Genomic DNA, 23,606 nt, shown 5'->3' with positions numbered 1-23,606 from the left:
CGATCCAGAGCAGCGTCTGATCTGTTGACCATTGGGAAGCGCAGGGGTTGCGTAGTGATATCAAATTCTAATCATTTCTCTGAGAGGCGCGATTGAACGTGTTTTGAGTCCGGGGAGCGGCTGTTCGACCTGTCGACGGCGGCGATTTCAAAACCTCCACCGTCGGTTGTCGTACTGCTACGGCGGCTCTGTCAGGTCAGGTACCACGCGTTCATGGGTTGCGCTTCCACGCATCACCCGCAGGTGCAGTCCCGTGGTCATACGGTTTGCCGATCCACATGTACACCAGGCCCAGGCCGATGACGATCACAGTCGTCAGAACCATAGAGTAGTTGATGTACCAGGCGGCGTCCGGTGTGCGTGGCCAGGCCATGTTGATGATGGCGAGCACGCCGTAGATCAGCGCGCCGAGGTTCACCGGCCAGCCCCATTTACCGAGGCTGAACTGACCGCTTGGAATCCACCCACGCATCCGGGCGAACAGGGCGGCAAGTACGATCATCTGGAAGGCAAGGTAGATGCCGATGGCCGCGAAGCTGACGATGGTGGCGACGGCGTCCTGCAGGACAAAGCCCAGGCAGATGATGATGGCGGGCACCACGCCGGAAACGAACAGCGCGGCGACCGGGATTTGCGTAGTGGGTGAGATGCGTTTGAGCAGGTCGCTGCCGACGATCATTTCGTCCCGCGCATAGGCGTAGAGCAACCGGCTGGCGGCGGCTTGCAGGCTGATGACGCAGGAGATGAACGACACCATGACGATGCCCATCACCACTTTCGAGCCGGTGACGCCGAAGGCCATGCTCAGGATGGTGGTAACCGGGTCCTTGTCGGTGCCATTGATCACGGCGTTCATGTCCGGCACGGCGAGGATCAGTGCCAGGCACGCGAACATCGCAGCGGCGCCACCGATCCAGATGGTCATGCGCATGGCACGGGGAATCTGCTTGCTTGGGTTCGGTGTCTCTTCGGCCACGTCACCGCAGGCTTCGAAACCGTAGTACAGGAACATCCCGGCCAGCGATGCGGTGAGGAACGCCGGCAGGTAAGAGCCGTCTATGCGGATGTCGAAGGTGTTGAAGAACACGCTCAGCGGCTGATGACGCTCGAAGATCAGCAGATACCCGCCCACCAGCACGGCGCCGATCAGTTCGCAGAGGAAGCCGAACATCGCGATGCGTGACAGCACCTTGGTGCCGCTGAGGTTGACGACGGTGGCGAACAGCGTCAGCACCAGCGCGATGACGATGTTGGTGTTGGCGCTCGGTTCAAAACCCAGCATCGCGGCCAGATAAGGACCGGCACCGACCGCTACGGCGGCGATGGTTACGCACAGGGCGATGGCGTAGACCCAGCCGACCATCCACGCCCAGCGCTTGCCGACCAGGCGGCGCGCCCATGGATAGACACCACCGGAAATCGGGAACTGCGAAACCACTTCGCCGAACACCAGGCACACCAGCATCTGGCCGATTCCCACCAGCAGATAGGCCCAGAACATCGGTGGTCCGCCCGCCGCGAGACACAGGCCGAACAGCGTGTACACGCCCACCACGGGCGAGAGGTAAGTGAAGCCCAGCGCAAAGTTTTCCCACAGGCTCATGCTGCGATTGAAGTTGGAGGTGTAGCCCAACTTTCTCAGTTGTTCGGCATCGCTGTCGGCGGCCGGTGGAACGGGGATGCTGCTCATCGTGTTTCTCCAGGAAATCGGCAGATTTCGGATGGCCGAGGCCGTGGCGATGCACTTGGGCACAACCCGGTCGGTGGTTATTGTTTTAAAAGCAGTTGCGGTTAAAGCGTTCTTGAGTGGAAAGCTCTTGATCGTTCCCTCGCTCCGAGGGGTAACGCCTCCCTGGACGCTCTGCGTCCCTGGTGTGACGCAGAGCGTTACCGGCTGCATGCCCACGCGGAGCGTGGGAACCATCATGCGTTGACTGACGCAAAGCTTTCGCGGGCAAGCGCGCTCCTACGGTGGTTCTGCGTCAGTGCTTGAACATCACATGCCGCACGGTGGTGTAATCCTCCAGCCCGTACATGGACATGTCCTTGCCATAGCCGGACAGCTTCTGCCCGCCGTGCGGCATTTCGCTGACCAGCATGAAGTGTGTGTTCACCCAGGTGCAGCCGTATTGCAGGCGGGCAGACAGGCGATGGGCACGGCCTACATCCTGTGTCCAGACCGACGACGCCAGGCCGTAATCCGAATCGTTGGCCCAAGCCAGTACCTGCGCCTCGTCGTCAAACCGAGTCACGGAAACCACAGGGCCGAACACTTCACGGCGTACGATTTCATCGTCCTGCTGCGCGTCGGCGATGACCGTCGGCTGGAAGAAGAAACCGTTGCCTTCGATGGCCTTGCCACCGGTGATTAGGCGGATGTGCGACTGCGCGACCGCACGCTCCACAAAGCCCGTCACCCGGTCGCGATGCTGCGCGGTGATCAATGGCCCCAACTCGGTTTCCGGGTCGTCCTGCTGACCCACTTTGATACTGCTGACCGCTTCGCCGAGCTTCTGCACGAACTGCTCGTAGATGCCTTTCTGCGCGTAGATGCGGCACGCGGCGGTGCAGTCTTGCCCGGCGTTGTAGAAGCCGAACGTGCGAATACCGTCCACCGCAGCATCGATGTCGGCGTCGTCAAAAATGATCACGGGCGCCTTGCCGCCCAGCTCCATGTGCATGCGTTTGACGCTGTCGGCGGTGCTGGAAATGATGTGCGAGCCGGTGGCGATGGACCCGGTCAGCGACACCATGCGCACCTTCGGATGGGTCACCAGCGGGTTGCCCACGGTCTGGCCGCGACCGAAGACCAGGTTCAGTACACCGGCCGGGAAAATATCGTTGGCCAGTTCCACCAGACGCAGCGCGGTCAACGGTGTTTGTTCGGACGGTTTGAGCACGACAGTGTTGCCGGCGGCCAGCGCTGGCGCGATTTTCCAGGCGACCATCATCAGCGGGTAGTTCCACGGGGCGATGGACGCGATCACGCCGACCGGGTCGCGGCGAATCATCGAGGTGTGACCCGGCAGGTATTCACCGGCGGCCGAGCCGCTCATGCAGCGGCTGGCACCGGCGAAAAAGCGGAACACATCGGCGATGGCCGGAAGCTCATCGTTCAACGCAGCGTGGTACGGCTTGCCACAGTTGTCCGATTCCAGCTTCGCCAGTTCCTCGGCGTTTTCATCGATGGCGTCGGCCAGTTTCAACAGCAGCAGCGAGCGGTCTTTGGGCGCGGTCTGCGACCAGCTTTCAAACGCGGCATCGGCGGCGCGCACGGCGGTGTCGACCTGACCTTCGGTGGCCTCGTTGATTTCCACCAGCACCCGGCCCAACGCAGGGTTGAACACCGGCTGGGCGGGACCGTCGCCGGCGACCAGTTGGCCATTGATCAGCAGTTTGGTTTGCATTGTTTTCTCCTGAATGACTCAGTCTATGTAGGAGCGTGGCTTGTCCCGCGATCGGCTGCGCAGCAGTCGCAAAATCACGCGCCGCGGTTTTACTGACACACCGCATTAGCAGGTTTTACGACCGGTTCCCGGCCGATCGTCCGAATGCGGCCCAGACACAAGCCACGCTCCTACAGTTGTATGTATTCCAGGCCGGGAGCGGGATCTGCCACGCGGCCTCACTTTGGTTATTTCCCGCCACTCCCGGCCACGCTTTCCCCGCCTCGGGTGAGGTAATACGCGCCGAGAATCGGCAGCATGGTTACGATCATCACCAGCATCGCGACCACATTGGTCACGGGCACATCCCGTGGGCGGCTGAGTTGGTTGAGCAGCCAGATCGGCAGCGTGCGTTCGTGGCCTGCGGTGAAGGTGGTGACGATGATTTCGTCGAACGACAGCGCGAACGCCAGCATGCCGCCGGCCAGCAACGCCGAGCCGAGGTTGGGCATGATGATGTAGCGAAAGGTCTGCCAGCCGTCGGCACCCAGGTCCATCGAGGCTTCGATGAGGCTGTGAGAGGTGCGGCGCAGACGTGCGATGACGTTGTTGTAGACGATCACCACACAGAAGGTCGCGTGACCGACGATGATCGTGAACATCCCCGGCTCGATGCCCAGCGTCTTGAACGCCGACAGCAACGCCAGGCCGGTGATGATGCCGGGCAGGGCGATCGGCAGGATCAGCATCAGGGAGATGCCGTCCTTGCCGAAGAAGTCGCGTCGATACAGCGCCGCCGAGGCCAGCGTGCCGAGCACGATGGCAATCAGCGTGGCGACGCAGGCGATCTGCAGAGACAGCTTGATCGACTCCAGCACGTCAGGCCGTGAGAACGCCACGCTGAACCACTTCAGGGTGAAGCCCTGCGGCGGAAAGCTGAACGCGGCGTCTTCGGTGTTGAAGGCGTACAGGAAGATGATCAGGATCGGGAAATGCAGAAACACCAGCCCGCCCCACGCCGCGATCTTCAGACCCCAGGAGGCCTGGTCGCCCTGCTTCACGAAAGGTTTAGAGCGCATCGAAAGCCCCCAGTCGTTTGACGATGGACAGGTAGATGGCGATCAGCACGATCGGCACCAGGGTGAAGGCCGCCGCCATGGGCATGTTGCCGATGGCGCCTTGCTGTGCGTAGACCATGCTGCCGATGAAGTAGCCGGGTGGGCCGATCAGTTGCGGCACGATGAAGTCACCCAGGGTCAGCGAGAAGGTGAAGATCGAGCCCGCAGCGATGCCTGGCACCGACAGCGGCAGGATCACGTGCATGAACGTCTGCCGAGGCTGGGCGCCCAGGTCGGCCGAGGCTTGCAGCAGCGACGGTGGCAGGCGCTCCAGCGAGGCCTGGATCGGCAGGATCATGAACGGCAGCCAGATGTAGACGAACACGAGGAAGCGGCCCAGATGCGAGGTCGACAAGGTGCTGCCGCCGACACCGGGAATTCCCAGAATCACCTGCAGCACCGGCTCAAGCCCCAGGTGCTGAACGAACCACTGAGCGACGCCGCCTTTGGCCAGCAGCAGCGTCCAGGCGTAGGCCTTGACGATGTAACTGGCCCACATCGGCATCATCACCGCGATGTAGAAAAACGCCTTGGTCTTGCCCGTGGTGTAGCGCGCCATGTAATAGGCGATGGGGAACGCGACGATGGCGCTGGCGATGGACACGGCAATCGCCATGCTCAACGTGCGCTGGATCACGTCGAAGTTGGCCGGGTTGAACAGCGCGCCGAAGTTGGTCAGGGTCAGGTCCGGCGTGACCGTCATGCTGAAGTCGTCGAAGGTGTAGAACCCTTGCCACAACAGCGTCAGCAGCGAGCCGAGGTAGATCGCGCCGAACCACAGCAGCGGCGGGATCAGCAGCAGCGACAGGTACAGGTTCGGCCGTCGGTACAGCAGATTGGAAAAGCGCCGCAGAAGCGTTTGCCCTGACATCGGCGCCGAATGGGCGAGTGTCTGGCTCATCTCAATGGGCCTCTGTAACGGTGTCGGCCAGCGGGATCATCGCCTCGCGCGCCCAGCGAGCGCAGACACGCTGGCCGGTCTGGTGCTGCGCGCTGGTGTCCAGCCATTGGGTATTGGCCTGGCTGACGCTGAGGGTCTGGCCGTTGTCCAGTTTCAGCTCGTAGCGCGTGGCGCTGCCCTGATATTGAATGTCGTGCAGCAGGCCGCTGATCTCGATTTCATGACTCGCCAGCGGGCCTTCTGCAAAGCGGATGTGTTCCGGGCGAATGGAAAAGGCGTTCGGTGTGCCGCTCAGCTGTTGCGCCAGTTCGCCGCGCAACACGTTGGAGGTGCCGACGAATTCGGCGACGAAGGTGGTCGCCGGTTTCATGTACAGATTGCGCGGGGTGTCGACCTGCTCGATGCGGCCCTTGTTGAACACGGCGACACGGTCCGACATCGACAGCGCTTCGGTCTGGTCGTGGGTCACGAAGATAAAGGTGATGCCAAGCTGGCGTTGCAGCTTCTTCAGCTCGCTCTGCATCTGCTCGCGTAACTTCAGGTCGAGGGCACCGAGGGGCTCGTCGAGCAACAGAACACGAGGCCGATTGACCAGCGCACGGGCCAGTGCCACGCGCTGGCGCTGACCGCCCGACAGTTGCACAGGCTTGCGATCGCCGTAGCCGCCCAGGGCGACCATGCTCAAGGCCTCTTCGGCACGCGCCAGTCGCTCGCTTTTGCCGACGCCTTTAACCTTCAAGCCATACGCCACGTTGTCGCGCACGTTCATATGGGGGAACAGCGCGTAATCCTGAAACACGGTGTTGACGTCGCGCTGGTAGGGCGGCAGTCCGGCGGCTTCTTCGCCGTGGATGCGGATCGAACCGGCGCTGGGTTGTTCAAAGCCTGCGATCAGGCGCAGGCAGGTGGTTTTGCCCGAGCCCGACGGGCCCAGCATGGAAAAGAACTCGCCGTCCTTGATGTCGATGGAAACCCGGTCAACGGCTTTCACTTCGCCGAACTGACGGGAAACGTGGGTGAACTGGACTGCAAGGGTCATGGTGAAACCTCAAGTGAACGCGAACGCCGTCGCAGCGGGTTCGCCGGGTGCATCAAAATGCAGACATCTGAAAGAACGCCGTCACTGGGATGATCGTTCCCATGCGCAGCGTGGAGCGATCAAAAGTAGGAGCGCGCTTGCCCGCGATGGCGGTGTGTCAGGCACCCTCCATGTCACAGACAGATCGCATTCGCGGGCAAGCGCGCTCCTACAGGTTTTGCGGTGTGCCGGAGCCCGGAGTCAGCCGACACCTCCCTGCCTTATCGCCCGCCCATGATCGCGATGTAGTCCTGGGTCCAGCGGCTGTACGGCACGTACTTGCCACCCTCGGCTTGCGGGGTTTTCCAGAAGGCGATCTTGTCGAACAGGTCGAAGCCGTTGGTGGCGCAGCCTTCGGCACCCAGCAGTTCGCTGGCCTTGCACGCTTCAGGCACCACCGGCAGTGAACCGAACCACGCTGCAACGTCGCCCTGGACTTTCGGTTGCAGCGACCAGTTCATCCACTTGTAGGCGCAGTTCGGGTGCTTGGCGTCGGCGTGCAACATGGTGGTGTCGGCCCAACCGGTCGCGCCTTCCTGCGGGATGGTCGAGGCGACTGGCTGCTTGTCGGCGACCAGGCCGTTGACCATGTAGCCCCAGGAGCTGGACGCCGCGACGCCTTCGTTCTTCACGTCGCTCATCTGCACGGTCGCGTCATGCCAGTAGCGGTGCACCAACGGGTGCTGGGCGCGCAGCAGGTCGAGCACAGCCTTGTACTGGGTTTCGGTCAGCTGGTACGGGTCTTCGATTTTCAGTTCCGGCTTGGCGGTTTTCAGATACAGCGCTGCGTCGGCGATGTAGATCGGGCCGTCATAGGCCTGGACGCGGCCTTTGTTGGGCTTGCCGTCCGGCAGGTCCTGCGCCTCGAACACCACGCTCCAGCTCACCGGCGGCGTCTTGAACACGTTGGTGTTGTACATCAGCACGTTCGGGCCCCATTGGTAGGGCGTGCCGTAAGTCTGCTTGTTGACGGTGTACCACGGGCCGTCTTTGAGGCGCGGGTCGAGGGTTTTCCAGTTGGGAATCAGGTCGGTGTTGATTGGCTGAACACGCTTGCCGGCCACCAGACGCAGCGACGCATCCCCCGATGCCGTCACCAGGTCATAACCGCCCTTGGTCATCAGGCTGACCATCTCGTCAGAGGTCGCCGCCGTCTTGACGTTGACCTTGCACCCGGTCTCCTGTTCGAAGCCGGTGACCCAGTCATAGGCCTTATCGCTTTCGCCCCGTTCGATGTAGCCCGGCCACGCAACGATATCCAGCTGGCCTTCGCCGTTGCCGACAGCCTTGAGCGTTTCAGCCGCCTGCAAGGTGCCGCTGGCGAACAACGCGGTGATCACAGCGCTCAGGAGCGCGGTCTTTTGCACTGACATGGGGGTTCCCTCTTTTTCAAATTATGGTCGGGGCAGTTTTGAACGGTGACTCGGTGCGGCGTGCTTGTTTCAAGCTCTTATTAGCGTAGCGGTGTTAGTTGAAGCCGATGTGGCATCTGCTGTTCACGGCAGATCGCTGCCGTGGCGCGCCATGATGTGTCTGACAACGCTGTAGTCCTGAAGCGAATCGCTCGACAGGTCCTTCCCGTAGCCCGAACGTTTCAGGCCGCCATGGGGCATTTCGCTGACCAGCATGAAATGGCTGTTGATCCAGGTGCAGCCGTACTGCAAACGCGCGGCGACTTGCATGGCCTTGTCGAGGTTTTGCGTCCAGATCGACGAGGCCAGGCCGTATTCCGAGTCGTTGGCCCATTCCACGGCCTGGGACAATTCGTCGAAGCGGGTGACGGTTACCACCGGGCCGAACACTTCTCGCTGGACGATCTCATCGCCTTGCTTGCACCCGGCGAGCAAGGTCGGCTGATAAAAGAAGCCAGGGCCTGAGTGCACCGCGGCGCCAGTGATGCGTTCGATATGGGGCTGGCTCAGCGCACGCTCAACGAAGCTGGCGACCCGATCACGCTGACGCACACTGATCAGCGGGCCGATTTCGTTGTCGGCATCGCGCTTGCCGGCGAATCGCAGGCTGCTGACCGCAGCACCCAGCTCGGCGACCAGCTTGTCGTGAATACCGGCCTGAGCGTAGATGCGACACGCGGCCGTGCAGTCCTGGCCGGCGTTGTAATAGCCGTAGGTGCGCACACCCTCGACGACCGCCGCAATGTCGGCATCGTTGCAGACGATCACCGGCGCCTTGCCGCCCAGTTCGAGGTGCGTTCGTTTCAGGGTTTTGGCCGCGGCCTGGAGGATTTTCTGGCCGGTGACGATATCGCCGGTCAGCGAGACCATGCGCACTTTCGGGTGGCTGACCAGGTGACTGCCGACCCCTTCACCGCCGCCGCAGAGGATGTTGATCACACCGTTGGGCAGCAGGCGGGCGAAAACCGGCGCCAACGCCAATATGGACAGTGGTGTGTGTTCCGAGGGTTTGAAGACCAGCGTATTGCCCGCCGCCAGCGCCGGAGCGATCTTCCAGGCAGCCATCATGATCGGGTAGTTCCACGGCGCAATCGATGCAACGACGCCAATCGGGTCGCGGCGGACCATGCTGGTGTAGCCCGGTACGTATTCGCCGGACAACTGACCGGTCTGGCAACGGACGGCGCCGGCGAAGAAGCGGAACACGTCGACAGCGGCGGTCAGGTCATCCTGACGCGCCAGGTGCAGGGGTTTGCCGCAGTTCAGCGATTCCAGTTGCGCCAGATGGTCAGCGTTTTTTTCGATGGCATCGGCGATGCTCAGCAGAATATTGGAGCGTTGTTGCGGCGTGGTGCGCGACCAACCGGTGAAGGCGCGGTTGGCCGCCAGAATGGCAGTCTCGACCTGCTCGGTGCTGGCTTCGGCAATGTGGGTCAATACCTCGCCGGTGGCGGGGTTCAGGATCGGTTCGACAAACCCCTGACCCGCGACCAGTTCACCGTCGATCAGCAAAGAGGTGAACAGTTGAGCGGTTGCGGTGTGTGGGGTTGCTGCGCCAGCCATTGTTCGAGCTTCCTTGTGTCGATGCTTTGTTATTTATGGCGCGTAGCCAACGTGTCGCCGTTGTCGGGCGCAGCGCTGGATAACTGTGGGAGCGAATTTATTCGCGATAGATGCACACAGGCGACCTGTCTTTACCGGCTGTACGGGCGTCTCGCGAATAAATTCGCTCCCACAGATCCGGCGCTGCGGCGCTCCGCAAAATCCGGAAACAACTCAGTTCCCAAGCCTCAGAGCCTAGTGCGGCTTCCAGGGCTCGACAAATTCTAAATACTGAATGCAGCGTTCGATTAAATAGATGGCCTGCGCCCCGGATGCGGTTGTTCGCGGGCCACGCTGAGAAATGGGTCGACCAACGAGGGACGCGCAGTGCCGCGCCGCCATGCAAGGCCGACGTCCAGCGTCTGGGTCAGGTCCGCGATCGGGCGTGCTTCGATGATGTCGCCCTCCAGCGACCACGGGCGATAGGTCATGTCCGGCTGGATCGACACGCCCAGGCCGGCGGCCACCAGGCTGCGGACCGCCTCGGTCGAGGCCGTGCGCAACGTGACCTTGGGTTGCAGCCCGGCGCGTGACCAGACGCGCTGGGCATTGGTGCCCATTTCATCGACGTTGAGCTGGATCAGCGGCTCACGCGCGACGTCGGCCAGGTTGATGCTGTCCTGTTCCAGCAACGGGTGTTGCGCCGGCAGCCACAGGCGGTGGGGTGAGTGAGTCAGGACCTCGGTCTGCAGTGCGTGGCGATCTTCCAGGTTCGACAGAATCAATACGCCGACGTCGATTTCGCCGCTGACCAGCAGGTGTTCGATATAAGGCCGCTCATCCTCCATCACCCGGATGTCCACGTTGGGGTACGCGCGCTGAAAACGGGTCAGCAAGTCTGCGAGGTAGTAACCGGCGACCAGGCTCGTCACGCCGATGATCAACTGCCCGGCCACCTGATCGGCGCCTTGCTGCAGGCTGCGCTTGGCGTTTTCGACGGTGGCAAGAATCAGGTGGGCCTGACGCAGGAACTGGTGGCCTTGGTGGGTCAGGGTCATGCCCTTGGCGTGACGGCTGAACAGGCTGACCCCGATCTCTTCTTCCAGTTGCTGAATGGCCAGGGTCAGCGTCGATTGAGAGATGAACACCGCTTGGGCGGCCGCCGAGATCGATCCGGTTTCCGCGACCGCAATGAAGTGACGGATCTGACGTAGCGTCATCATGAGGGCACCGGCTCGCTTGGCTTTTTAGAATTGAACGACTGTATATCGTTTTTCCTGAGGGGCCGCCAGCGACGTCTATGGAGGCGGCAACATTCAGAAGCACACCTGAAAGCCCGGTTTGCCGACTTCGTCTTACCTTGCGAGTCGAATGATTTCTTCCGTTTTCAGGAGCTTTCTTATGAACACCCGTGGCTTGCTCGATCAATTGTTGAAATCCGGCCAGGACCTGCTGAAGAACGCCTCAGGCGGGCCGGCGCCCTCCGGTTCCCACGGTAACGGCGTGCAGGGGAAGGGCGCGCAAGGCGGCCTCAACGATTTGCTGGGCAAAGTAGGCGGCGGCAACCTTGGCGGGTTTCTTTCGGGCGCGGGAGGCGGCGCGCTGGCAGCCGGGGCAATGGGATTGCTGCTGGGCAACAAAAGCGCGCGCAAGATCGGAGGCAAGGCGCTGACCTACGGCGGTCTGGCCGCGTTAGGCGTCCTGGCGTACAAGGCCTATGGCAACTGGCAGGCCAATCAAGGTCAAGGCGCCTCGCAACAGACCGAGCTGCAGACCGTTGACCGGGTGCCTCCTGCACAGGTCGAGCAACACAGCGAGGCCATCCTGCGAGCGCTGGTGGCGGCGGCCAAGGCCGACGGGCACGTCGATGCAAACGAACGACAGTTGATCGAAGGCGAATTTACTCGCCTGACTGGCGACAGTGATTTGCAGCAATGGCTGCACGTCGAGCTGAACAAGCCGCTGGACCCGACCGACGTCGCCCGTTCCGCGCGCACCCCGGAAATCGCCGCCGAGATGTACCTGGCCAGCGTGATGATGGTCGATGAAGAGCACTTCATGGAGCGCGCGTATCTGGATGAACTCGCCAAGCAGTTGAAGATTGAGCCAGGGCTCAAGCAGGAACTGGAAAACCAGGTGCGGCAATCTCAGCAGTAACAGACACCCGATTCCCTGTAGGAGACGTCGGAGGTTACGACGGCAGCGAACGAATGGCTTCAGTGGTAGATGGGTTGCCTGACACTACGCTTTCGCTGCCGTCGTAACCTCCGACGTCTCCTACAGGTTCGAAGGTGATTCAGTGCTCCCGATAACGCCTGGGCGCCTGCCATCAAGCAATCCTCCCACATGCCGATAGCGTGTCAGATATTTCTGATATATCTGTGCGTTATCGCGTTATCTATGTCGGAAACAGCCCGGTTAATTGGTAAGGCACTAGGCTATACTCCGCTCGCTTCGGGCCGTCTGTGGTCCGCTTCTTGAACCCGGTATCTGCCGGTGTTGAACTCTTGAGGGCTGACTGTGAAGAACTGGACGTTGCGTCAACGTATTTTGGCGAGCTTTGCGGTAATCATCACCATCATGCTGTTGATGGTCGTCGTGGCGTTCAATCGGCTGTGGGTCATTGAAAACAGCGGCGATGAAGTTCGACTGGATGCGCTGCCTGGCGTCTATTACAGCGGCACTGTGCGAGGCGCTTGGGCGGAAAGTTACGTGCGCACCCAACAGTTGCTCGTCGAGGGCACTGGGCGCAGCCTCAGCAGTACTGAAGAAGATGAATACAAAGATTTCGAAGACCGTCTGCAAACGCAAATTGCGAACTATCAGAAGAGCATTTTTGAAGAAGACGATCGCAGTGACTTTGCCCATTTCCTGCAGTTGCGCGAGCGTTATGGGTTGGTGCTCAATAGCGTTCTTGCCGCCTATCAAAGTGACAACTTCCCGCTGGCCCAACGTATTTTCGCCGAGCAACTGACGCCGGTGTGGTCTGAAGGTCGCAAGGTGCTCAATACGTTGGGCGCCAAGAACAAGCTCAACGCTGATCGGTCGTCCGACAATATTCAGGCCGCTGTTTCCAGTGCAAAGATCACCCTGGGGATTTCGCTGATCGTTGCCGTGCTGGTGGCAGCCGGTTGCGGCTTGCTGCTGATGCGCGCGATTCTGGCACCGATGAACCGCATCGTGCGGATTCTCGACACCATGCGCACGGGTGATCTGAGCAGCCGTCTGAAGCTGGACCGCAACGACGAGTTCGGTTCCGTGCAGACCGGTTTCAACGACATGGTCACCGAACTGGCCGCACTGGTGTCCCAGGCGCAGCGCTCGTCCGTGCAGGTCACCACGTCGGTCACCGAAATTGCGGCCACCTCCAAACAGCAGCAGGCGACCGCCACGGAAACCGCCGCGACCACCACCGAGATCGGTGCAACCTCCCGTGAAATCGCTGCCACGTCGCGCGATTTGGTCCGGACCATGACAGAGGTCACCTCCGCTGCGGACCAGGCCTCGATTCTTGCCGGTTCCGGACAGCAAGGGCTGGCGCGCATGGAAGACACCATGCATTCGGTGATGGGCGCGGCCGACCTGGTCAACTCCAAGCTGGCGATCCTCAATGAGAAAGCCGGCAACATCAATCAGGTGGTGGTGACCATCGTCAAGGTGGCCGACCAGACCAACCTGCTGTCCCTCAACGCCGCCATCGAAGCCGAGAAAGCCGGCGAGTACGGCCGTGGTTTTTCCGTGGTCGCGACCGAAGTGCGACGTCTTGCCGACCAGACCGCCGTGGCGACCTACGACATCGAACAGATGGTGCGTGAGATCCAGTCGGCGGTGTCGGCAGGCGTCATGGGCATGGACAAATTCTCCGAAGAAGTGCGCCGGGGGATGTTCGAAGTGACGCAGGTCGGCGAGCAGCTTTCGCAGATCATCCACCAGGTGCAGGCGCTGGCGCCCCGGGTGTTGATGGTCAACGAAGGCATGCAGGCGCAAGCCACCGGTGCCGAGCAGATCAATCAGGCCCTGGTGCAGCTGGGCGATGCCAGCAGCCAGACCGTGGAGTCCCTGCGCCAGGCCAGTTTCGCCATCGACGAGCTGAGCCAGGTCGCGGTGGGACTGCGCAGCGGCGTTTCGCGCTTCAAGGTCTGAGTCGGGACCATGATCGAGCATTCAGCCAAACGCAGCACGGTCGTGTTGCCGAAGAACAAGCTGTTCCTGTTGTTTCGCATCGGGACGGAACGGTATGCGCTGGAAGCGACGGAAGTCGCCGAAGTGCTGCCTCGGCTGGTGCTTAAACCCATTGCTCAGGCGCCGCATTGGGTGGCGGGGGTGTTTGCTCATCGTGGTGCGGTGGTGCCGGTCATCGACCTGAGCGCGTTGACCTTCGGTGAACCTGCCCAGTCACGCACCAGCACCCGTCTGGTGCTGGTGAACTACCGCATCAGCGCCGAGCGCGCGCCACAGTGGCTGGGGCTGATTCTTGAGCAGGCCACCGAAACCCTGCGCTGCGCCCCGGATGAGTTCAAAGCGTACGGCCTGGACAACCGGCAGGCGCCGTACCTTGGCCCGGTGCGTGAAGACGCCCTGGGTTTACTGCAGTGGATTCGCGTGCAGGATTTGCTGACCGATGCTGTGCGTGAATTGCTGTTTCCGGCCCAGCCGTTGAGCCTTGAATCGTTCGAGGCGACGTCATGAGCGAAGATGCGCGTTTCTTCGCGTTCCTCAAGCACCGCATCGGGCTGGACGTGGCGTCCGTTGGCGAGGCCATCATCGAGCGAGCGGTGCGCCAGCGCTGCACGAGCGCCAAGGCCGTGGACCATGACGCCTACTGGCAACTGCTGCAGAGCTCGGCAGAAGAACAGCAAGCGCTGATCGAAGCGGTGATCGTGCCCGAAACCTGGTTTTTCCGTTACCCGGAGTCTTTCGGCACGCTGGGCAAGCTGGCCGCTGCGCGTCTGGCGCAGCTCAACGGCGTGCGACCGCTGCGCATCCTCAGCCTGCCCTGCTCGACGGGTGAAGAGCCTTATTCGATTGCCATGGCGTTGTTCGATGCCGGTCTGCAACCGCAGCAGTTCAAGGTCGAGGCGGTGGATATCAGCCCGCTGTCCTTGCAGCGCGCGCGCCAGGGCGTGTACGGCAAAAACTCGTTTCGCGGCACTGACCTCGGTTTTCGCGAGCGTTACTTCAGTCAGGTCAATGAGGGCTATCGCGTCGAGGATCGGGTTCGCGAGCGCGTCAGTTTTCAAGCCGGAAACCTGCTTGATCCGACCTTGCTCGTCGCGCAGTCGGCCTACGATTTTGTGTTCTGTCGCAACCTGCTGATCTATTTCGACGTCGACACCCAGAAGCGTGGCTTCGAGGCGCTCAAGCGCATGACGCGCGATGACGGCGTGTTGTTCATCGGACCTGCTGAGGGCAGCCTGCTCGGTCGCATGGGGATGGCGTCGATCGGCATCGCCCAGTCCTTCGCCTTTCGCCATCGTGCCGAGCCGCTGCCCGATCCGCTCACTGTGGTGACCGCGACGCCGGTCGCGCCGCCGCTGCCCGTTGAACCGTCACGCCTGGTCAAGCCGATACCGCCTACCACTGCGCGGATCAGAAGCAGCGTAAGCCCGTTTGCACCGGCTTCACCCGTGCCCCGCGCGACGATGCCACCGTCGGCTGCCGCAGGCGAAGCCGCCACCTTGCTCGACGACATCAGGCGTCTTGCCAACGAAGGCAAGAGTGCCGAGGCAAAAGCAGCGTGCGATCAATACCTCAAGCGCTACGAGCCGGTGGCGAGGGTGTTCTATTGGCTGGGGCTGCTCAGCGAAGTCGGAGGCGACGTGTCGGGCGCACAAGGGTTTTACCGCAAGGCGTTGTACCTCGAGCCTCAGCACCCCGAAGCATTGGCGCAGTTGGCGGCGTTGCTGGCGGCTCAGGGCGACGCGGCGGGCGCTCGCCGTTTGCAGGAACGTGCAGCGCGTGGCGTGAACAAAGAAGGACGTAATCGATGACCGGCGTACACAGTGAACTGGTGAGCCACGACGCTCAGGCCATCGACGATTGCTGGAACCGGATCGGCATTCATGGCGACCGCTCATGCCCATTGCTGGTGGAGCACATCCATTGCCGCAACTGTTCGGTGTATTCGGCGGCGGCCACACGATTGCTCGACCGCTATGCGTTGGCTCAGGAGCACCGCGTGTCGATGCAGGGCGAGGACCTGGCCAGTGACGTCCAGACCCGCTCCCTGGTGGTGTTTCGTCTGGGGGAAGAGTGGCTGGGCCTGCCGACGCGCTGCCTGGTCGAGGTCTCGCCGGTGCAGGCCATTCACTCGCTTCCGCATCAACGCTCGCGCGCGCTGCTGGGCGTTGCCAACGTGCGAGGCGCGCTGGTCGCGTGCCTGTCGTTCGTCGAACTGCTCGGACTGGACACCTCGCTGCCCCCATCGACGTCGGCGCGCATCATGCCGCGCATGTTGATCGTCTCGGCCGAGGGCGGGCCGGTGGTGGTGCCGGTCGATGAAGTGGACGGAATTCACGCCATCGAGGCGCGGCTGCTGGATTCGGCCTCGGCGCCCGCGCAGAACAGCAACGCCCGGTTCACCCGAGGCGTGGTGCAGTGGAAAAATCGCAGCCTGCGGTTGCTGGATGAAGAACACCTGTTGTCGGCAGTGAACCGGAGCCTGACATGACGCCCGATCAGATGCGCGACGCTTCGTTGTTCGAACTGTTTACCCTGGAAGCCGAAGCCCAGACCCAGGTCCTGAGCGCAGGCTTGCTGGCGCTTGAGCGCAACCCCACGCAGGCGGATCAGCTGGAAGCCTGCATGCGCGCAGCGCATTCGCTCAAGGGCGCGGCGCGGATCGTCGGGGTCAATGCCGGCGTCAGTGTTTCCCACGTCATGGAAGATTGTCTGGTGGAGGCGCAGGAAGGGCGTCTGCACCTCAAGCCCGAGCACATCGACGCGCTGTTGATGGGCACCGACATGCTCATGCGCATTGCCACGCCAGGCGAAAGCAGCGTTGGACAAAGCGATGTCGACGGTTATGTCGCGCTGATGACCGACCTGATCAAGCCCGGTGTGCGCCACGCGGTCATTGCGCCAAGCGCCACACCCTCAATGGACGATCTCCTGCTGGCCAACGCTCAGTCGTTGGTGGCGTCCGTTCAGTCTGCGTTGGGGCCTGCGGCGTTGAGCGCACCGCTGTCGGCGCAACCGCTGCCCGCCGATCTGTTATTGCCTGTGCCCTCAACGTCTTCCACGCCGACTGAAAGCGAAGACGATTCCGCGCCGTCGAAGCCCGGGCGCCGCAGTGAGCGCCGTGTTGCCGAGGGTGGCGAGCGCGTGCTGCGAGTGACCGCCGAGCGCTTGAATAACCTGCTCGACCTGTCGAGCAAGTCGCTGGTTGAAACGCAGCGGCTGAAGCCGTACCTGACCGCCATGCAGCGGGTCAAACGGTCGCAAAGCGGTGCCAGCCGTGCGCTCGACAGCCTGGAAGCCTTGCTCGATGCCAGTGTCGATCCCGATGCGCAAAAGATGCTCGAAGAAGCCCGGCGTCTGTTGAGCGAGGCGCAGCACCTGTTGATTCAGCAGACCTCCGATCTGGACGAGTTCGGCTGGCAGGCGACCCAGCGTGCCCAGTTGCTGTACGACACCGCGTTGGCCTGCCGCATGCGTCCGTTTGCTGACGTCCTGGTCGGGCAGGCGCGCATGGTTCGCGACCTTGGACGCTCTCTGGGCAAACGGGTGCGTCTGGAGATTGAAGGCGAGAAGACCCAGGTCGATCGCGATGTACTGGAAAAACTCGAGGCCCCGCTGACGCATTTGCTGCGCAACGCGGTCGATCACGGCATCGAATCACCCGAGCAACGGCTTGCCAGCGGCAAGTCCGCGGAGGGATTGATAACGCTCAGGGCGTCGCATCAGACGGGGCTGCTGGTGGTCGAACTGATCGATGACGGCGCCGGGGTCGATCTTGAACGCCTGCGTCGCAGCATCATCGACCGCAAGTTGTCGCCCGAGGAAACGGCGGCGCAGTTGAGCGAGGAAGAGTTGTTGAGCTTCCTATTCCTGCCCGGTTTCAGCATGCGCGACAAGGTTACCGAAGTCTCGGGCCGGGGTGTCGGGCTGGATGCCGTGCAGCACATGGTTCGGCAGCTGCGGGGAGGTGTCGAACTGGTCCAGCAGGCGGGGCAGGGCAGCTGCTTCCATCTCGAAGTCCCCCTGACGCTGTCGGTGGTGCGCAGCCTGGTGGTGGAGGTCGGTGGTGAGGCCTATGCTTTCCCGTTGGCGCACATCGAACGCATGCGTGACGTGCAGGCCGATGACATCGTGCAGCTCGAAGGCCGTCAGCACTTCTGGCACGAGGAGCGTCATGTCGGGCTGGTCGCGGCCAGTCAGTTGCTCAATCGCCCGGCCAGTCAGCACAGCGAAGACGTGCTCAAGGTGGTGGTCATCCGAGAGCGCGACGCGGTGTACGGCGTGGCGGTGGAGCGATTTATCGGCGAGCGTACGCTGGTGGTGCTGCCACTGGATCCCCGCCTGGGCAAGGTTCAGGACATCTCGGCGGGCGCGTTGCTTGACGATGGTTCTGCGGTGCTGATCATCGACGTCGAGGACATGCTGCGTTCGGTTGAAAAATTGCTGAATACCGGACGCCTGGAACGTATCGATCGGCGCAATCGGCAGGCGGATAATCAAGCCCGCAAACGCGTGCTGGTGGTCGACGATTCGCTGACCGTGCGCGAGCTGGAACGCAAATTGTTGCTCGGGCGCGGCTATGACGTAGCGGTGGCGGTGGACGGCATGGACGGGTGGAACGCGTTGCGCGCCGAGGATTTTGACCTGCTGATCACCGACATCGACATGCCGCGCATGGACGGTATCGAACTGGTGACATTGCTGCGTCGCGACAGTCGCCTGCAGTCGTTGCCGGTGATGGTGGTGTCATACAAGGATCGTGAGGAAGACCGGCGTCGAGGGCTCGACGCCGGTGCCGACTATTATCTGGCCAAGGCCAGTTTCCATGACGACGCGTTGCTCGACGCGGTCGTTGAGTTGATAGGAGATGCGCAAGGATGAAGATCGCCATCGTCAATGACATGCCCATGGCGGTCGAAGCGCTGCGCCGTGCGCTGGCGTTCGAGCCCGCGCATCAGGTGGTGTGGGTCGCCAGCAATGGGGCCGAGGCGGTGGAACGGTGTGCCGAACTGACCCCGGATCTGATCCTGATGGACTTGATCATGCCAGTGATGGATGGCGTGGAAGCCACCCGCCGCATCATGGCCGAGACGCCGTGCGCCATCGTGATTGTGACGGTGGACCGTGAACAGAACGTCCACCGGGTATTCGAGGCCATGGGCCACGGTGCGCTGGACGTCGTGGACACCCCGGCGATCGGTGCGGGCAACCCCAAGGATGCTGCCGCGCCTTTGTTACGCAAGATTCTTAATATAGGCTGGCTCATTGGTCAGCGTGACAGCCGCGTGCGTCCGACACCGGCTCCGTTGCGCGAAGCCTCGCAGCGTCAGGGTCTGGTCGCCATTGGTTCGTCCGCAGGTGGGCCGGCGGCGCTGGAAGTGCTGCTCAAGGCGCTGCCGCAGGACTTTCCGGCCGCCATCGTGTTGGTGCAGCACGTGGATCAAGTGTTTGCCGCCGGGATGGCACAGTGGTTGAGCAGCTCTTCGGGGTTGCAGGTGCGGCTGGCCCGTGACGGTGAGCCGCCACAAAGCGGCGCCGTGCTGCTGGCGGGCACCAACCACCATATTCGTCTGTTGAAGAACGGCACGCTGGCTTATACGGCAGAGCCGGTGAATGAGATTTACAGGCCTTCGATCGATGTGTTTTTCGAAAGCGTGGCCAGTTATTGGAACGGTGATGCAGTCGGTGTTCTGTTGACGGGGATGGGGCGCGATGGCGCACAGGGGCTCAAGCTGATGCGTCAGCGCGGGTTCCTCACCATCGCCCAGGACCAGCGAAGCTGTGCGGTGTACGGCATGCCCAAAGCGGCAGCCGCAATTGACGCCGCCAAGGAGATTCGCCCGCTGGACACGATAGCGCCTCGCTTGACCGAGGTATTCACCCAATGAATTTCCAGGTGATTTCACAGCCCGCCTGTGACCAGGAGACCCTGAATGCATGATTTGCAGCTGGACGATGTAAACGCCACGGACGAAAACGCTGCCATGGTGTTACTGGTCGACGATCAGGCGATGATTGGCGAGGCAGTCCGGCGTGGGCTGGCGAACGAAGAAAACATCGATTTTCACTTTTGCGCCGACCCGCATCAAGCGATCGCTCAGGCGATCCAGATCAAACCGACGGTGATCCTTCAGGATCTGGTCATGCCGGGTCTTGACGGCCTCACGCTGGTGCGCGAATACCGCAACAACCCGGCCACCCGGGATATTCCGATCATCGTGCTCTCAACCAAGGAAGACCCGCTGATCAAGAGCGCGGCGTTCGCGGCCGGTGCCAACGATTACCTGGTCAAACTGCCGGATAACATCGAGCTGGTTGCGCGTATCCGCTATCACTCGCGCTCCTATATGACCCTGCTCCAGCGTGACGAAGCCTACCGCGCGCTGCGGGTCAGTCAGCAGCAGTTGCTGGACACTAATCTGGTGCTGCAACGCCTGATGAACTCCGACGGCCTGACCGGGCTGTCCAATCGCCGCCACTTCGACGAATACCTGGAACTGGAGTGGCGCCGGGCGATTCGTGAACAGACGCAGTTGTCGTTGATGATGATCGATGTCGACTATTTCAAAGCGTATAACGACAATTTCGGTCACCTGGAGGGGGACGAAGCATTGCGTCAGGTCGCCAAGGCGATCCGTTCCAGCTGCAGCCGTCCTTCCGATTTGCCCGCCCGTTACGGCGGTGAAGAGTTCGCGCTGGTGCTGCCCAATACCTCACCTGGCGGCGCACGCCTTCTGGCCGAGAAACTGCGCCAGACCGTGGCCGGCATGAACATCCCTCATATCGCACCCAGCGAAGGTGCCAGCCTGACCGTCAGCATCGGCCTGTCGACAGTGGTGCCGCAGGTCGGCAGCCACAGCCGCCAAGTGATCCAGAGCGCTGATCAGGGGCTTTATGCGGCCAAGCACAATGGGCGCAATCAGGTGGTGGTGGGCTGATCCGATACCGATCAATGGACGTGCGCAGCACTGTGGGAGCTGCTGGAGGTTACGACAGTGGCGAATGCGGTCTACAGCCGACCTGGATGGAAACCGCCCCGCCGCCTTCGCTGCCGTCGTAACCTCCGACGTCTACTACAGAATGGACTGCACCTGGAAGCTGGGCACCCAACCCATTTTTTGAGATGTCCAGAGAATGCATTGATCCTCTCTGACCCTGCCCAACGGACTGCCATCAGGGCGGGAGCTGGGGTATACTCGTCGGCTTTGAAAATTTCGCCTGCGAGTGCTGCCTACCATGGAAATCAACCCGATCCTAAACAGCATCAAGGACCTGTCCGAGCGCTCCGAATCCATTCGGGGGTATCTTTGACTACGATCACAAACATGATCGTCTGACCGAAGTAAACCGCGAGCTCGAAGATCCGGCTGTCTGGAACAACCCGTCGTACGCCCAGGAACTGGGCCGTGAGCGTTCTCTGCTCGCCCAGATCGTCGAAACCCTCGATGAAATGAGTTCCGGTCTGACAGACGCCAAAGACTTGCTGGACATGGCCGTCGAAGAAGATGACGAAGGGGCTGTCGCCGACGTCGTTGCTGAAATCGATCGCCTGCGCGAGTCGCTGGAGAAGCTCGAATTCCGTCGCATGTTCAGCGGCGAAATGGACCCCAACAACGCCTACCTCGATATCCAGGCCGGCTCCGGCGGTACCGAAGCTCAGGACTGGGCCAACATTCTGCTGCGCATGTACCTGCGCTGGGCCGACAAGCGCGGCTTCGACGCGACCATCATGGAGCTGTCCGAAGGCGAAGTCGCCGGCATCAAGGGCGCCACGGTTCACATCAAGGGCGAGTACGCCTTTGGCTGGCTGCGCACCGAGATCGGCGTGCACCGCCTGGTCCGCAAGAGCCCGTTCGACTCCGGCGCCCGCCGCCACACCTCGTTCTCGGCGGTGTTCGTGTCCCCTGAGATCGACGACCGCATCGAGATCGACATCAACCCGTCTGACCTGCGAATCGATACCTATCGCTCGTCCGGTGCGGGTGGTCAGCACGTCAACACCACTGACTCGGCGGTGCGTATCACCCACGTCCCGACCAACACCGTGGTCAGCTGCCAGAACGAGCGCTCCCAGCACGCGAACAAGGACACCGCCATGAAAATGCTGCGGGCCAAGTTGTATGAGCTGGAAATGCAGAAGCGCAACGCGGCGTCCCAGGCGCTGGAAGACACCAAGTCGGACATCGGCTGGGGTCACCAGATCCGTTCGTACGTCCTCGATGACTCGCGCATCAAGGACTTGCGTACCGGCGTTGAGCGCAGCGATTGCAACAAGGTGCTGGACGGCGACCTCGACGGCTACCTCGAAGCAAGCCTCAAACAGGGGCTGTAAACGCGACACCACTGTTACGGGTACGGCGCATCCTTCTACCGCGACCGGCCCGTGATCCCTTGCCTGTGGCAAGAAGCAACGAACCTGTGATGGAAAATCAAAAGACATGAGCGACCAACAACTCGACCCGCAAGCCCTGCAACAGGAAGAAAACACCCTGATCGCCCTGCGCAAGGAAAAGCTTGCTGCCGAGCGCGCCAAGGGCAATGCCTTCCCGAATGACTTCCGCCGCGAAAACTACTGCAACGACCTGCAGAAACAGTACGCGGACGAGACCAAGGAAGCGCTGGCCGAGGCGGCGATTCCGGTCAAGGTTGCCGGTCGCATCATGCTCAACCGTGGTTCGTTCATGGTGATTCAGGACATGACCGGTCGCATTCAGGTCTACGTCAACCGCAAGACACTGTCCGAAGACACCCTGGCCGCCGTCAAGACCTGGGACATGGGCGATATCATTGCCGCCGAAGGCACCCTGGCCCGTTCCGGCAAGGGCGACCTGTACGTCGAAATGACCAGCGTCCGTCTGCTGACCAAGTCGCTGCGTCCGCTGCCGGACAAGCACCACGGCCTGACCGACACCGAGCAACGCTACCGTCAGCGCTACGTCGATCTGATCGTCAACGAAGACGTGCGTCAGACCTTCCGCGTGCGTTCGCAGGTCATTGCGCACATTCGCAGCTTCCTGATGAAGCGTGACTTCCTGGAAGTCGAAACGCCGATGCTGCAGACCATCCCTGGCGGCGCGGCGGCCAAACCGTTCGAAACCCACCACAACGCCCTGGACATGGAAATGTTCCTGCGCATCGCGCCTGAGCTGTACCTCAAGCGGCTGGTTGTCGGTGGGTTCGAGAAAGTGTTCGAGATCAACCGCAACTTCCGTAACGAAGGCGTTTCGACCCGTCACAACCCTGAATTCACCATGTTGGAGTTCTACCAGGCGTACGCCGACTACGAAGACAACATGGACCTGACCGAAGAGCTGTTCCGTGAACTGGCTCAACTGGTTCTGGGCAGCACCGACGTGCCGTACGGCGACAAGGTGTTCCACTTCGGCGAACCGTTCGCGCGTCTGTCGGTGTTCGACTCGATCCTCAAGTACAACCCCGACCTGACCGCCGAAGACCTGAACGACATCGACAAGGCTCGCGCAATCGCCAAGAAAGCCGGCGCCAAGGTGCTGGGCTTCGAAGGTCTGGGCAAGCTGCAGGTGATGATTTTTGAAGAGCTGGTCGAGCACAAGCTGGAGCAGCCGCACTTCATCACCCAGTACCCGTTCGAAGTGTCGCCGCTGGCCCGTCGTAACGACGACAACCCGAACGTCACTGACCGTTTCGAACTGTTCATCGGTGGCCGTGAAATCGCCAACGCCTACTCCGAGTTGAACGACGCGGAAGACCAGGCCGAGCGTTTCATGGCACAGGTGGCCGACAAGGACGCAGGTGACGACGAAGCCATGCATTACGACGCCGACTTTGTTCGCGCCCTTGAATATGGCATGCCGCCGACAGCGGGTGAGGGCATCGGTATCGACCGTCTGGTGATGCTGCTGACCAACTCGCCGTCGATCCGCGACGTCATCCTGTTCCCGCACATGCGGCCGCAAGCATAAGCGCTTTAAAACAAGCCGCCTGAGCAGGGCGGCTTTTTTTTGTCCATTA

The 23,606-nt window shown here is 61.6% G+C and carries 18 protein-coding genes; 10 read left to right on the top strand and 8 right to left on the bottom strand.

The annotated features are described in order from the left end of the window. Window positions 1-211: 211 nt before the first annotated feature. The 8 genes from BLS87_RS12430 to BLS87_RS12390 form a co-directional block, all read right to left on the bottom strand. Window positions 212-1,690, bottom strand: coding sequence for an APC family permease (locus BLS87_RS12430; RefSeq protein ID WP_074752789.1), 1,479 nt, complete (start codon window positions 1,688-1,690; stop codon window positions 212-214). A gap of 292 nt (window positions 1,691-1,982) precedes the next feature. Then, on the bottom strand, window positions 1,983-3,407 hold the full coding sequence (locus tag BLS87_RS12420) for a gamma-aminobutyraldehyde dehydrogenase (protein ID WP_074752787.1): 1,425 nt from the start codon (window positions 3,405-3,407) through the stop codon (window positions 1,983-1,985). Between the two features lie 227 nt (window positions 3,408-3,634). After that, window positions 3,635-4,465 (bottom strand): ABC transporter permease, encoded by an 831-nt coding sequence (locus tag BLS87_RS12415; RefSeq protein ID WP_074752786.1) that lies wholly within the window; start codon window positions 4,463-4,465, stop codon window positions 3,635-3,637. Beyond that, entirely contained in the window at window positions 4,455-5,405 is a 951-nt protein-coding gene (locus BLS87_RS12410) for an ABC transporter permease (RefSeq protein ID WP_425262217.1), read from the bottom strand. Before BLS87_RS12410 ends, BLS87_RS12415 begins: the two co-directional genes overlap by 11 nt. A 1-nt stretch (window position 5,406) precedes the next feature. Further along, window positions 5,407-6,444, bottom strand: coding sequence for an ABC transporter ATP-binding protein (locus tag BLS87_RS12405; RefSeq protein WP_074752785.1), 1,038 nt, complete (start codon window positions 6,442-6,444; stop codon window positions 5,407-5,409). A 260-nt stretch (window positions 6,445-6,704) separates the two neighbouring features. After that, a complete protein-coding gene (gene ydcS, locus BLS87_RS12400; RefSeq protein WP_074752784.1) occupies window positions 6,705-7,856 on the bottom strand; it encodes a putative ABC transporter substrate-binding protein YdcS in 1,152 nt (383 codons plus the stop codon). Window positions 7,857-7,979: 123 nt separating this feature from the next. Beyond that, window positions 7,980-9,458: a gamma-aminobutyraldehyde dehydrogenase gene (locus tag BLS87_RS12395; RefSeq protein WP_074752783.1), complete on the bottom strand. Its 1,479-nt coding sequence runs from the start codon at window positions 9,456-9,458 to the stop codon at window positions 7,980-7,982. 287 nt (window positions 9,459-9,745) lie between these two features. Continuing rightward, window positions 9,746-10,660 (bottom strand): LysR family transcriptional regulator, encoded by a 915-nt coding sequence (locus BLS87_RS12390; RefSeq protein WP_074752782.1) that lies wholly within the window; start codon window positions 10,658-10,660, stop codon window positions 9,746-9,748. Window positions 10,661-10,838: 178 nt separating this feature from the next. Between BLS87_RS12390 and BLS87_RS12385 the strand changes: the two genes are divergently transcribed. From BLS87_RS12385 to lysS, 10 genes are all read left to right on the top strand, one after another. Continuing rightward, window positions 10,839-11,594, top strand: a complete 756-nt coding sequence (locus tag BLS87_RS12385; protein WP_074752781.1) for a tellurite resistance TerB family protein — start codon at window positions 10,839-10,841, stop codon at window positions 11,592-11,594. Between the two features lie 363 nt (window positions 11,595-11,957). Beyond that, window positions 11,958-13,580, top strand: a complete 1,623-nt coding sequence (locus BLS87_RS12380; RefSeq protein ID WP_074752780.1) for a methyl-accepting chemotaxis protein — start codon at window positions 11,958-11,960, stop codon at window positions 13,578-13,580. Between the two features lie 9 nt (window positions 13,581-13,589). After that, window positions 13,590-14,126, top strand: coding sequence for a chemotaxis protein CheW (locus BLS87_RS12375; RefSeq protein ID WP_074752779.1), 537 nt, complete (start codon window positions 13,590-13,592; stop codon window positions 14,124-14,126). Further along, complete coding sequence (locus tag BLS87_RS12370) at window positions 14,123-15,427, top strand: CheR family methyltransferase (protein WP_074752778.1); 1,305 nt, start codon at window positions 14,123-14,125, stop codon at window positions 15,425-15,427. The genes BLS87_RS12375 and BLS87_RS12370 overlap by 4 nt, the downstream gene beginning before the upstream one ends. Next, window positions 15,424-16,107, top strand: coding sequence for a chemotaxis protein CheW (locus BLS87_RS12365; RefSeq protein ID WP_074752777.1), 684 nt, complete (start codon window positions 15,424-15,426; stop codon window positions 16,105-16,107). Before BLS87_RS12370 ends, BLS87_RS12365 begins: the two co-directional genes overlap by 4 nt. Next, window positions 16,104-18,497: a hybrid sensor histidine kinase/response regulator gene (locus BLS87_RS12360; protein ID WP_074752776.1), complete on the top strand. Its 2,394-nt coding sequence runs from the start codon at window positions 16,104-16,106 to the stop codon at window positions 18,495-18,497. The genes BLS87_RS12365 and BLS87_RS12360 overlap by 4 nt, the downstream gene beginning before the upstream one ends. Then, window positions 18,494-19,504 (top strand): chemotaxis response regulator protein-glutamate methylesterase, encoded by a 1,011-nt coding sequence (cheB, locus tag BLS87_RS12355; RefSeq protein ID WP_074752775.1) that lies wholly within the window; start codon window positions 18,494-18,496, stop codon window positions 19,502-19,504. The genes BLS87_RS12360 and cheB overlap by 4 nt, the downstream gene beginning before the upstream one ends. Before the next feature lie 45 nt (window positions 19,505-19,549). Beyond that, window positions 19,550-20,554, top strand: a complete 1,005-nt coding sequence (locus tag BLS87_RS12350) for a response regulator (RefSeq protein WP_074752774.1) — start codon at window positions 19,550-19,552, stop codon at window positions 20,552-20,554. Window positions 20,555-20,852: 298 nt separating this feature from the next. Continuing rightward, a protein-coding gene (gene prfB, locus BLS87_RS33725; protein ID WP_143024366.1) for a peptide chain release factor 2 occupies window positions 20,853-21,948 on the top strand; the annotation gives its coding sequence in 2 pieces (ribosomal slippage) (window positions 20,853-20,924 and window positions 20,926-21,948; 1,095 coding nt in all). 106 nt (window positions 21,949-22,054) lie between these two features. After that, complete coding sequence (gene lysS, locus BLS87_RS12345; RefSeq protein ID WP_074752773.1) at window positions 22,055-23,557, top strand: lysine--tRNA ligase; 1,503 nt, start codon at window positions 22,055-22,057, stop codon at window positions 23,555-23,557. Window positions 23,558-23,606 lie beyond the last annotated feature (49 nt).

The sequence above is a fragment of the Pseudomonas abietaniphila genome (genome assembly GCF_900100795.1).
GTDB lineage: Bacteria > Pseudomonadota > Gammaproteobacteria > Pseudomonadales > Pseudomonadaceae > Aquipseudomonas > Aquipseudomonas abietaniphila.
The sequence above is the reverse complement of the archived record's forward strand: the minus strand, read 5'-3'. Positions and strand labels throughout refer to the sequence as shown.

Excerpts from the sequence above, each read along its gene's own strand:
- BLS87_RS12420 (WP_074752787.1), bottom strand. The coding sequence starts at position 3,407 with ATGCAAACCAAACTGCTGATCAATGGCCAACTGGTCGCCGGCGACGGT.
- BLS87_RS12350 (WP_074752774.1), top strand. The coding sequence starts at position 19,550 with ATGCATGATTTGCAGCTGGACGATGTAAACGCCACGGACGAAAACGCT.
- BLS87_RS12395 (WP_074752783.1), bottom strand. The coding sequence starts at position 9,458 with ATGGCTGGCGCAGCAACCCCACACACCGCAACCGCTCAACTGTTCACC.
- ydcS (WP_074752784.1), bottom strand. The coding sequence starts at position 7,856 with ATGTCAGTGCAAAAGACCGCGCTCCTGAGCGCTGTGATCACCGCGTTG.
- BLS87_RS12360 (WP_074752776.1), top strand. The coding sequence starts at position 16,104 with ATGACGCCCGATCAGATGCGCGACGCTTCGTTGTTCGAACTGTTTACC.
- BLS87_RS12390 (WP_074752782.1), bottom strand. The coding sequence starts at position 10,660 with ATGATGACGCTACGTCAGATCCGTCACTTCATTGCGGTCGCGGAAACC.
- BLS87_RS12410 (WP_425262217.1), bottom strand. The coding sequence starts at position 5,405 with ATGAGCCAGACACTCGCCCATTCGGCGCCGATGTCAGGGCAAACGCTT.
- BLS87_RS12370 (WP_074752778.1), top strand. The coding sequence starts at position 14,123 with ATGAGCGAAGATGCGCGTTTCTTCGCGTTCCTCAAGCACCGCATCGGG.
- BLS87_RS12365 (WP_074752777.1), top strand. The coding sequence starts at position 15,424 with ATGACCGGCGTACACAGTGAACTGGTGAGCCACGACGCTCAGGCCATC.
- lysS (WP_074752773.1), top strand. The coding sequence starts at position 22,055 with ATGAGCGACCAACAACTCGACCCGCAAGCCCTGCAACAGGAAGAAAAC.
- cheB (WP_074752775.1), top strand. The coding sequence starts at position 18,494 with ATGAAGATCGCCATCGTCAATGACATGCCCATGGCGGTCGAAGCGCTG.
- BLS87_RS12430 (WP_074752789.1), bottom strand. The coding sequence starts at position 1,690 with ATGAGCAGCATCCCCGTTCCACCGGCCGCCGACAGCGATGCCGAACAA.
- BLS87_RS12385 (WP_074752781.1), top strand. The coding sequence starts at position 10,839 with ATGAACACCCGTGGCTTGCTCGATCAATTGTTGAAATCCGGCCAGGAC.
- BLS87_RS12375 (WP_074752779.1), top strand. The coding sequence starts at position 13,590 with ATGATCGAGCATTCAGCCAAACGCAGCACGGTCGTGTTGCCGAAGAAC.
- BLS87_RS12415 (WP_074752786.1), bottom strand. The coding sequence starts at position 4,465 with ATGCGCTCTAAACCTTTCGTGAAGCAGGGCGACCAGGCCTCCTGGGGT.
- BLS87_RS12405 (WP_074752785.1), bottom strand. The coding sequence starts at position 6,444 with ATGACCCTTGCAGTCCAGTTCACCCACGTTTCCCGTCAGTTCGGCGAA.